Consider the following 10314-nt stretch of genomic DNA (forward strand, 5'->3'; position numbering starts at 1 on the left):
AGTACGCCGTTTTGCAACACTTATTTCTGAATTTTGGCCGTCGCAGCTTGCTATGTATTGGTGGCCCGTTTATTCAAGGAAAGATTCTCACCATTACCAGTTAATCTCGTGAACTGCATAAGTCATGACATATAGCATTGCCTTATAAAAACTTGAAGGGGTGGTAAAGAATGAGAGAAAAAGGCTGTATAAAATGCGGCAGCAGAGATGCGGATACGAAAGAAGTGGCGATGACAGGAACGGGACTTTCTAAAATGTTTGATATTCAGAAAAATGAATTTGTTGTAGTTTTTTGCAAAAACTGCGGATACTCTGAGTTTTACAATCGTCAATCATCAACAGGGTCGAATATTCTCGACTTGTTCTTCGGATAATTGCAAACAAGCAAGGGGCAGCCACCAGGCTTGCCCCTTTATCTTTTCAAAAATACCGCCTCACTATCATTTATATCAATATGTACCTCACTTTTATCCCCTTACATCAGCACCCTCATTCCTCATCTCGCACAGATAGGCATATGCACAGCCCAATTTTGGCCGATCGTCATATACTACAACAACTTCCAAGTACGTGCCAAAAGATGGGGGAGATGCCTGTGAAAAGCTGGGGCTCAATGACTGATTCTGAAAAGATAGGCCTAATCGCTGCAATTATCGTTGTCATCGGCGATGCTGTTGCTTTACTGGCATTGCTGGTGGATTCGGATGATGATAACTGACGTTTTCCGAATCTAGCATAGTGTATGAGCTGCAAATTGTCGCAGCAACGGCTAGTGTCTATGAACGGTTAGTAAAATTGTATGGGATCGCCACAAAAATATGGAAGTATTTTTCAGTTTTTATAGTATAATAGTCCTGTATCCTGTTTGCGCACATAAGAAAAGCAAGCGCCGAGCGAAGGAGTGCTCGAGCAGCTTGCTTTGTCAGAACGGAAAGTGTGCGTTCTGGTACATAGGTCCATGCACTGGCTGCCTGCCGAATAAGCGCTTATCTTATCGTATGCTTCTATTACAGCTTAGACCTGCGATTCGGCATCCGGGTCGATACCTTTCGTTTCTTTGCCCCAAATCAGGATAGCCACGACCCCAATCAGAATAGAGACAAAGAAAATTGCAAAGATCGTTGAAATTGCCACATTGCTGGCAACGAGCATTCCTACGAGGAAAGGTCCCAATATCCCGCCGATTCTGCCGAAGGAAGCTGCAAAGCCTACACCAGTTGCTCTTGCTGGCGTCGGGTAAAGCTCGGGCGTATAGGCGTACATGCCACCCCAGGCACCAAGATTGAAGAACGACAGCAATGCTCCCGCAGTCAACAGTGAAGCTTCAGTTTCAGCTAGCCCAAACCATAGCGCGCAGACAGCAGTTAACGTCAAATAAACAACAAGCACGAATTTGCGACCGAATTTCTCAATAAAATATGCCGCAGTAAAATAGCCGGGCAATTGCGCAATCGTCATAAGGAGCACGTACTGGAAGCTTTTAACCAAGGTAAAGCCTTTAAGCACCATGACAGACGGAAGCCATAAAAACATTCCATAGTATGAAAAGACGACCATAAACCATAGAATCCATAGTACCAGTGTTGAGCGACGGTAAGGCTTCGACCAAATAAATCGAACGCGCTGCAAGAAATTCAGCTTCTGCTCATTGGCCTGCTTGACATAGCGCGGAGAATCCTTGATTGCCCGCCGCAAGTAAATGGCGTAAAAAACAGGCAGCGCACCGATAATAAATGCTACTCTCCAGCCGTAATCCGGAATGACAAAGTATGAAATGAGCGCAGCAACGAGCCAGCCTGCCGCCCAAAAGCTTTCCAGGATGACGATAATTCTGCCTCGCTCCTTGATCGGAACCGATTCAGAGACAAGCGTTGACGCTACAGGAAGCTCACCGCCAAGGCCGATTCCTGCGATAAAGCGCAGCACGCACAGCATGGCAAAGCTGGTGGCAAATGCGGATAAGCCTGTTGCCACACAAAACAGCACAAGCGTCGCAAGCAGCATGATGCGTCGACCGTAGCGATCGGCCATCGCGCCTGCAAGTGCTGCGCCAACGGCCATCCCGATTGAATTAATAGCCGTCAGCCAGCCAACCTGATCAGCACCCAAATCCCAGGAAACAGCCAGCGCAGCAATGATAAAGGAGAGCATTCCAATATCCATCGCATCGAATAGCCAACTGAAGCCTGCGTTAGTTAGCAGCTTGCGCTGCTTGGCATCTTTCCAAAAGTTACTCAATAGGTCTCTACTCCTTAAGCTAAAGTGGGATCAAAGCGCATAAATATGGTTAGCTACCATTATGAACATAATTTTCTTCTATTATGACGAGCAGCGTAATATTCCGCAAGCTTCGACATTTTCTTTACTGGCGAGCTATGGTGTAACAATGGCATTTTCTAGCCCATTTTATGAAAAAAATGTTGATAAAAAGTAAATTCTTATAGTTGTCCACTAGATTTAATATGAAAACCAATTACAATTAAAACTACCATATTGTTCTAATATTCGACGACCAATTTTAGAAATTGTATAGATTTGGTTAGTACAATAGTTGGCATGTACATGTTGAACGGAGGGGACAGCGCATGATTTTGGAGGATGCAAAGCATCGACGGATTATGATGGGCATTAAAATTAGCTTTGTACTACTGCTTAGTATCATGGTTCTCATCGCAAATTTAACTTCTTTTGCAAATGCTAATGTACATGTACGAGGAAAGATTTATTATGTGGCGACTTGGGGATCAGACGACAATGACGGCAGCGAGAAATCGCCCTGGTTAACCATTCAGCACGCTGCTAATACACTCAAGGCAGGTGAAACAGTATTTGTACGTGGGGGCACTTACCATGAAAACATTACAATTAAAAGCTCAGGCTCGCCAACGCTAGGGTACATTACAATTCAAGCTTATCCTGGCGAAATTCCTGTCATTAGCGGAGAAAAGAGCAGTGGCTCCAGTCTCGTTCAATTTAGAAATGCGCATTATATCATTTTCGATGGCTTTGAGCTGGGTAATTTTCGTACAAGCGACGGTTCAAAGCATCTATACGGAATTAAGATTATTGATGCTTCGTCGAATTTGATCATTCAAAACAACCATATCCATCACATTGAGCATAAGGGTGATGACGCGAATGCCAATGGAATTATTGTATATGGGAACAGTAAAACCGCGATTGCCAATATTAAAATCGCCAACAATTATTTGCATGATTTAGTGCTCGGCTCCAGCGAAGCACTAACGGTAGCTGGCAACGTGGACGGCTTTTCGGTCGAGAACAATGTTATTGAGCGTGTTAACAATATCGGCATCGATATTGCCGGCTTCTATGGCGCTTGCCGGGATGGTTGTATAGATCAGGCACGCAATGGCTTGGTCGCGGGCAACAACGTTTCTTATGTCGATACGATCAGCAATCCTGCCTATCGAGGCTATCGTGCGGCAGCGGCTATTTATGTCGATGGTGGCGCGAACACGATTATTGAGCGCAATGAGGTTTCCTATAGCAATTATGGCTTTGAAATTTCTAGCGAGAATAGCAATAAAGCCGCCACAAAAATTATACTGCGCAACAACTATATCCATCATAATCATATGTCCGGGCTGATTATGGGTGGATCTTCCTCTGACAATGGAGGAGCGAAAGAAAATATGATTCTGAACAATACGTTCTACAGCAACAATGAATTGCGCACTGGAGACGGGGAAATCACCTTCCAAAACTATGTACAGAACAATGTGTTCGTTAACAACATGTTTATGACGAACAAGGAGACACCTTATTTTTACGATAACAAGCCAACCAGCTCAGGCAATAAGATTGACTACAATTTGTATTATGCGCTGGATGCCGATACCTCCTACTGGAGATACGGCGGTACACGCTACACCAGCCTGGAGCAATTCCAGAAGGCGACGAAGCAGGATCAAAACTCAATGATCGCAGATCCGAAGCTTATGACTGTGAGCAAAGGCATTGTAGCGCTAAGCGAAGGCTCTCCTGCGATAGACGCGGGAACGCTGCTGCACAAGGAGGTAGGCGAGCTTGATCTGATGGCTGCTGCACGTGTGACGGGCGATAGCATTGATATAGGCGCAGCTGAATTTGGCAGCGAGCTGCCGCCAATAACAGAGTCGCCAACAATGCCGCCGATCACAGAGATACCGACAGCGCCGCCGATCACGAGTCCGCCGGTAACGGAGACACCGACAGCGCCGCCGACAACGAGCCCGCCGACAGCGCCGCCAATAACGTCGCCGCCAGCAGGACAGCAGCCATTTGTTATTGATGGTATTGCTGATGACTGGGCCAGCTATCCGGCAGCAGCAACGAACAGCTCCAATGTGAAGGAGCTGAAAAGCATCATTGTAGATCAGACGCTGTATGTGCTTGTTAGCGGACAATTGCTGAAGGAGAAAGGTCAGCTGTATATCCAGACGAATCAATCCGACCATTCTTATTTTACAGTTCCGCACTGGTCTAATCAGCAGGCTGACTATTTGGTGGAAAATGGCATCTTTTATCAATACTCGGGAACCGGCAAAAACTGGAGCTGGAAGAAGCTGAAGGATTACCGCAACCGCGAGATCGTGCTGAACAATACAGCAATTGAAATGGCAATACCATTATCTGACTTGGACAGTCAAGATACGCAGCAATTGCACATAGGATATATATGGAAGGATAGCAAGAGCAATCTATTGCCAGCAGGCGGAGCAATGGCGGCGATATCACGCCAGGCTTCAGGCGGAGAGCCGCAGCCAACAACTACACCTTCTCCCAAACCAACACCTGCTCCAACGATAAAAATCGATGGAAACATGCAGGATTGGAGTAGTTTCAAGGCTGTGTCTGAGAAATCAGATGGCTCGCTGGCGGTATATGCAACGCATGACGCTGAATATCTCTATGTTGCAGTGAAATCAACAACCTCCTTCAAGAAAAATCAAATCTACTTGAATACGGACAACAATAGTGCAACTGGCTATCAATCTTCCAAATGGAAGGGCTCTGGGGTAGATTATTTGGTCGAGAACGGCATTCTATACCGCTATGGAGGAGAGGGTAAAAACTGGCTCTTCCAGAAGCAAGTCTCACTCGACAAGGCGTCCTTTGCCAGCTCGACTCAAGCTGTTGAGCTGAAGCTTAGCTTGACGCAGCTGGGAGTGAAGCTTGGTGATTCGATTACGATCGGAATTATGCTGGATGATCGATCGACCTTAAAGCTGCCGACAGAAGGAGCTTTTGTCCAATACAACTTGAAACGATAAGGTGATGCGGGCATCCACTGGCTGGCTAGCGCAGCTCAGCTATTGGATGCCTCTCACCATACTAACGGGATCAATTTATGTTAGAAATGAGGAAGAAGTATGAAGGTTTTAATTACTGGGGGATATGGATTTATTGGCTCACATATTGCCGATCGTTTTCATAAAGAAGGCTATGAAATCTACATTATTGATAATCTATCGACCGGCAATAAGGCAAACGTCCAAGTGAAGCATCGCGGCTATGTGCTGGATGTGAAGGACCCGAAATGCGAGGAAATATTCAGAGCGTATCGCTTTGATGCTGTCGTACATATGGCCGCCCAGGTCAGCGTCAGCAAATCGCTTGTCAACCCGCATCTTGATACGGAAGCCAATGTGCTGGGGCTGGTCAATATGCTCGATCTGTCAGCCAAGTATGGCGTCAAGCGCTTTATTTATGCCTCCTCCGCTGCGGTGTACGGTCTTGATGAGCAAGTGCCGCATCAAGAGGATAAAGCAGTCGATCCGATCGCACCCTATGGCATTAGCAAATATGTCAATGAAATCTATGCGAAGAAATGGCTTGAGCTCTATGATTTGTCAACGATTGGCTTCAGGTTTTCCAATGTTTACGGGCCGCGGCAAAACTCTGGTGGAGAAGGCGGCGTAGTTTCCATCTTCATTAACGACCTGCTCGACAACAAGCCGTTAAAGCTTTATGGAGACGGCGAGCAGACGAGAGACTTTATCTATGTTGAGGACGTGGCAGATGCTGTTTTCCGAAGTGTAAATGCGTCGGTTACCGGCTTGTATAATTTATCTACCAATCAGTCAAGCTCGGTCAATGATTTGATCGAATATTTGTCGCAGCTGCAGCCGGACTTGAAGGTGCAGAAAAATCCGCCTCGCGACCAGGACATTAAGCATTCTCGACTTGACAATGCAGCCGTTATGCGCGACCTGGACTGGGCTCCTTTATACAGCTTTAAGGAGGGCCTGGAACGTACATATGCTTATTTCGCCGGACAGCGCGCACAGGCCGAGGTGGCGGTATCAGCTGCCGCGACCGCAGAGCTGAAGCAGAGCAAAGCTCGCATGAGACAACGACGAAAGTGGCTGCTGCCAACTTTGGAGAATTTTGCAGCATTCATTCTGACGGCCTGGTTGAGCTTGAGTCTCGTTGACAACATGTACGGCGTGATTGATGTCAAGCTGTTCTATATTACGATTATAGGGATTTTGTACGGCAATCGTCAGGCACTTATTTCCGTTGTTTTATCGATCTGCTTGCTGACCTATCAGGAGCTGCAGGCGGGCAGAGACCTGCTGAGCTTGACCTATGATACAGATTTCTTTTTCCGCATTGCGATTTATCTGTTTATTGGCCTTGTGGTCGGGTATGCAATTGAGCGTAAAAATGTGCGCATCGCCCAGCAGGAGCAGAAGGTGTCTGAAGCAACAGAGCGATATGATTTTCTTGAAAACATTTATAAAGAAGTGCGCGATGTTAAGGATGAGCTTCAGCTTCGTATTTTAAATTCTGGCGACAGCTACGGCAAAATCTATTACGCAACGAAAGAGCTTGAGAGTTTGGAGCCGGAAATCGTGTTTAACTCTGCTGTTAATGTTGTCAAGTCGATTATGCGCGTAGAGAAGGTTACGATTTACCGCGTTAATAAATACCAAAGCTATTTGCGGCTGCTTGCCAGCTCGGGCCATCACGCTGACGATTTGAAGAAATCGCTGCGTGTTGCGGATTTTCCTTACCTGCAGAAGGTGCTGGAAAACGGACAGATTTATGTCAATAAGGAGCTGGAGGCGGATGTTCCGCTAATGGTTGCGCCAATCTATCATCGTGATCAAGTAGCAGCGATTATTGCTGTTGACGGCATGAAATTCGAAAGCTTCTCGCTCTATCATCAAAATCTGTTCCAGATTACGACGAATTTGATCGCTTCCGCGCTTAGCAAGGCGTTCACCTTTATTGATGCTACTGAAAACGATCGCTATGTAGAGGGCACGACGATATTGCAGCCTGCTATTTTCAGTGAGATTTTGCAATCGAAAAATGAAATCAAGCATCAGCATCAGGTGCCTTACTTGCTGCTGCAAAGCGCTTTGGACGATATTTCGCTGCAGGAGGCATCGCAGTTCATTACACCGCTGCTGCGTGAAACGGATTATTTGGGAGTGAACAAGGAGCAGCAGCTTCAGGTTCTGCTGTCCAACACAAGTGAGCAGGATATCGAGGTCATTATGTCCAGACTGTCTCATCCTAAAATATCATTTGCGGTGTTAAGTGAGGGGTGAGGTCATGCTTTGGCTAGTATACGGAATTTATGTGGTCGTAAGTGCTGTTATTTTAGCATTATTCAATTGGAGTCATAAGCAGACGCTGCTGATCAAGCTGCTTATTGTTGCCTGCATTCCTGTCATTGGCTGGTTGCTGCCGATTATATGGATTAGAAAGCCAAAACGCCGCTCGGAGCAGCAGTTTTCGGAATACGTTGAAAACCAGCAGCAGGAGCACAAAATTCGCAGAATTGGCGTGTTTCACAACATAGAAAGGCAGCGCGAGCTTGACATTGTGCCGATTGAGGATGCGCTAATCGTCAGCCAGCATCGTGAACGACGTCAAGTATTGATTGATGTGCTTAAGCAGGACACGATTCAATATATTGAAGTACTGCAGCAAGCAATCAGCAACGAGGATACGGAAACCTCGCACTATGCGGTCAGCGCCATTATGGAAATTAAGCGCAAGCTGCTTATGTCGCTGCAGGAGCTCGAGGTTCATTACGAGCAGGAGCAGGACAATGCTCAGCTCGCCAAGGCATATATTGAGGTGCTCGCAATTTACTTGAAGAGCGGCTTTCTTGATGAGCGCACGAAGCGCAAGTATCAATATACGTATCTATCGGTTTTAACGCATTATTTGCAGCAGCACGAGAAGGAGGAAGCGTTGTTTGCAGCCAAGCTCGATATTGAGATAGAGCTGGGCATTTATGCCGATGCGGAGCAAACAGCGCTGCTCTATGTGGAGCATTATCCTTTAAGCGAGCAGGCTTATATGGCGCTGCTCAGATATTACTTTGTTATTCGTTCGCATCAGAAACTGGAGCAAACCTTAAACCGATTAAAAAGCTCGCCAATACGTTTGTCGAACGAAGGCCTGACAACAGTAAGATTTTGGTCTAAAGGGGTCGGAGATGGACAACAACATCAGATTTAGAAGAAATGTATACATCATTCTACTTTGCATCTTAATTTTTGGCATTATATCGCAGCTTGCCCGCTCGGATCTCGTTTTGAAATATATATCCAATGACAATCAAATGTCCTTGGAGCAATGGGAGCAATTTCAGGATACTGTTACGCAAGTAAGCATGCTTGTCGACGAATCAGACAGCGTCGGCAAGCATTGCATCGTATACGACAGTACGGATGAGCTTAGTGAGAAATACTATAAAAACTTCAAAGAAGTGTACCGCTACATTAAGCAGCCATACACGCTGCAGGATACTGCTGCGGATACGTTGAGCTATGACTCCTGCCAAGCTGTTATTGTGCTGAGCAATATGGAGACGATGGCCGATTCGATCAAGCAGCTCGAGCAATATATTGAAAGCGGCGGTTATGTATTTTTTGCAAGAATGGATCATCCTGGACCAGTCTTTACTAAAATCTATCGCAAGCTGGGTATTGTGAACTATTGGTTTGTCATTGGCAATAACGACATTGAATTTACCTCGAATCTATTAATCGGACAAACGGGTAAAAAATTTGCGGATGACTATTTCTACAATGATTCTATTTCGGTAGAGCTGGACCATGGCAGCGAACTGTATGCCAAGGGAGAGCTTTCACCGTTGGCTTGGCGCTATGATCATGGCGAAGGCGCGGTCTTCGTATACAATGGCAACAATTTGTTTATGAAATCCAATCGTGGATTGATCGTCGGCGCGCTTAGTCTATTAGTTCCAGATTATATTTATCCGATTTTCAATGCCAAGCTGTTTTACATTGATGATTACCCGGCACCGATGAGTTCGGAAAAGCATCCGATCATAACAGCTGAATACAATCGCAATGTCGCCTCGTTTTTTAAGGAAATTTGGTGGCCTGATATGATTAGCGTGGCGAAAAATTATGATCTGAAATATACTGCGGTGGCGATCGAGGATTATAACGAAGCCGTTGCCGCTCCATTGCCTGCATATAGACAGGAAGACCTGACGAATTTGATCGTTTATGGACGCGAGGTGCTGAAAACAGGCGGTGAAATCGGCATCCACGGCTACAACCACCAGCCGTTGCAGTTCCGTGAGGACATTGCCAAGGCGTACGGCTACAAAACGTGGAATTCCTATGAGGACATGGGAGCGGCGGTACGGGAGGTCGTTGCTTTTGTCGAGCGTGCTTTTCCGAACTATCATACAGTCAGCTATGTGCCGCCTTCCAATGTGTTAAGCAAAGAGGGCAGAACTGCGCTTAAGGAAAACTGGGATAGCTTGCGGGTAGTTTCCAGCTTGTATGAGGAGGATCATGAAGGGTTTTCCTATGTTCAGGAGTTTGAAATTGCCGAAGACGGCGTTGTTGAGATGCCGCGCATCACTTCAGGCTATGCCGATTCGCCGGATATGCTGTGGCTGGAGGCAAGCATTATGACGGCGCATGGATACTTCTCGCACTTTATTCACCCGGATGACCTTTTGGATGATCATCGCGGCGGCGGCAAGGTGTGGAGCGAGCTTTATAAAGATTTTGAACATATGCTGGACCGAGTCCATGATACGTACCCTTGGCTGAAATCACAAACCTCGGGAGATGCTGCAATGCATGTTGCCACAGTTTTGAATAGCCAACTAACACGCAGTCAGACGGATAAAAAGCTGAGCGTTGAGATCGACAACTATGAGACGCCGCAATACTTTATTCTTCGCTCCAAGAAAAAAATCGGGAGGCTGACGAATTGCCAGGTTAAGCTGATCGACGAGCATACGTATTTGGTGGAAGCGATGGACGCGAGCTTTAATATCGAGCTAAAGTAGGTGAAGGA

Annotated in this window: 6 protein-coding genes; 5 read left to right on the forward strand and 1 reads right to left on the reverse strand. The window is 46.2% G+C overall.

The features are described 5' to 3' along the window. Positions 1-170 precede the first annotated feature (170 nt). Positions 171-374 carry a zinc ribbon domain-containing protein gene (locus KJS52_RS09170; protein WP_213514477.1) on the forward strand — a complete coding sequence of 68 codons (204 nt, stop codon included), beginning with the start codon at positions 171-173 and terminating at the stop codon, positions 372-374. A gap of 640 nt (positions 375-1014) precedes the next feature. Here the strand turns inward: KJS52_RS09170 and niaP are convergent. After that, the gene (gene niaP, locus KJS52_RS09175; RefSeq protein WP_246563371.1) at positions 1015-2238 is read right to left on the reverse strand and encodes an MFS transporter; all 1224 of its coding nucleotides are present in this window, start codon (positions 2236-2238) and stop codon (positions 1015-1017) included. Positions 2239-2585: 347 nt separating this feature from the next. Here niaP and KJS52_RS09180 point away from each other — a divergent pair, with 347 nt between their 5' ends. The 4 genes from KJS52_RS09180 to KJS52_RS09195 all read left to right on the forward strand — a co-directional run bounded on the left by KJS52_RS09180 (position 2586) and on the right by KJS52_RS09195 (position 10306). Beyond that, positions 2586-5276, forward strand: coding sequence for a right-handed parallel beta-helix repeat-containing protein (locus KJS52_RS09180; RefSeq protein ID WP_213514478.1), 2691 nt, complete (start codon positions 2586-2588; stop codon positions 5274-5276). 99 nt (positions 5277-5375) lie between these two features. Beyond that, the gene (locus KJS52_RS09185) at positions 5376-7565 is read left to right on the forward strand and encodes an NAD-dependent epimerase/dehydratase family protein (RefSeq protein WP_213514479.1); all 2190 of its coding nucleotides are present in this window, start codon (positions 5376-5378) and stop codon (positions 7563-7565) included. A gap of 4 nt (positions 7566-7569) precedes the next feature. Beyond that, positions 7570-8487: a hypothetical protein gene (locus KJS52_RS09190; RefSeq protein WP_213514480.1), complete on the forward strand. Its 918-nt coding sequence runs from the start codon at positions 7570-7572 to the stop codon at positions 8485-8487. Further along, on the forward strand, positions 8465-10306 hold the full coding sequence (locus tag KJS52_RS09195; RefSeq protein ID WP_213514481.1) for a DUF2194 domain-containing protein: 1842 nt from the start codon (positions 8465-8467) through the stop codon (positions 10304-10306). The genes KJS52_RS09190 and KJS52_RS09195 overlap by 23 nt, the downstream gene beginning before the upstream one ends. Positions 10307-10314 lie beyond the last annotated feature (8 nt).

Origin of the sequence: Paenibacillus montaniterrae (assembly GCF_018403185.1) — a bacterium.
GTDB lineage: Bacteria > Bacillota > Bacilli > Paenibacillales > Paenibacillaceae > Pristimantibacillus > Pristimantibacillus montaniterrae.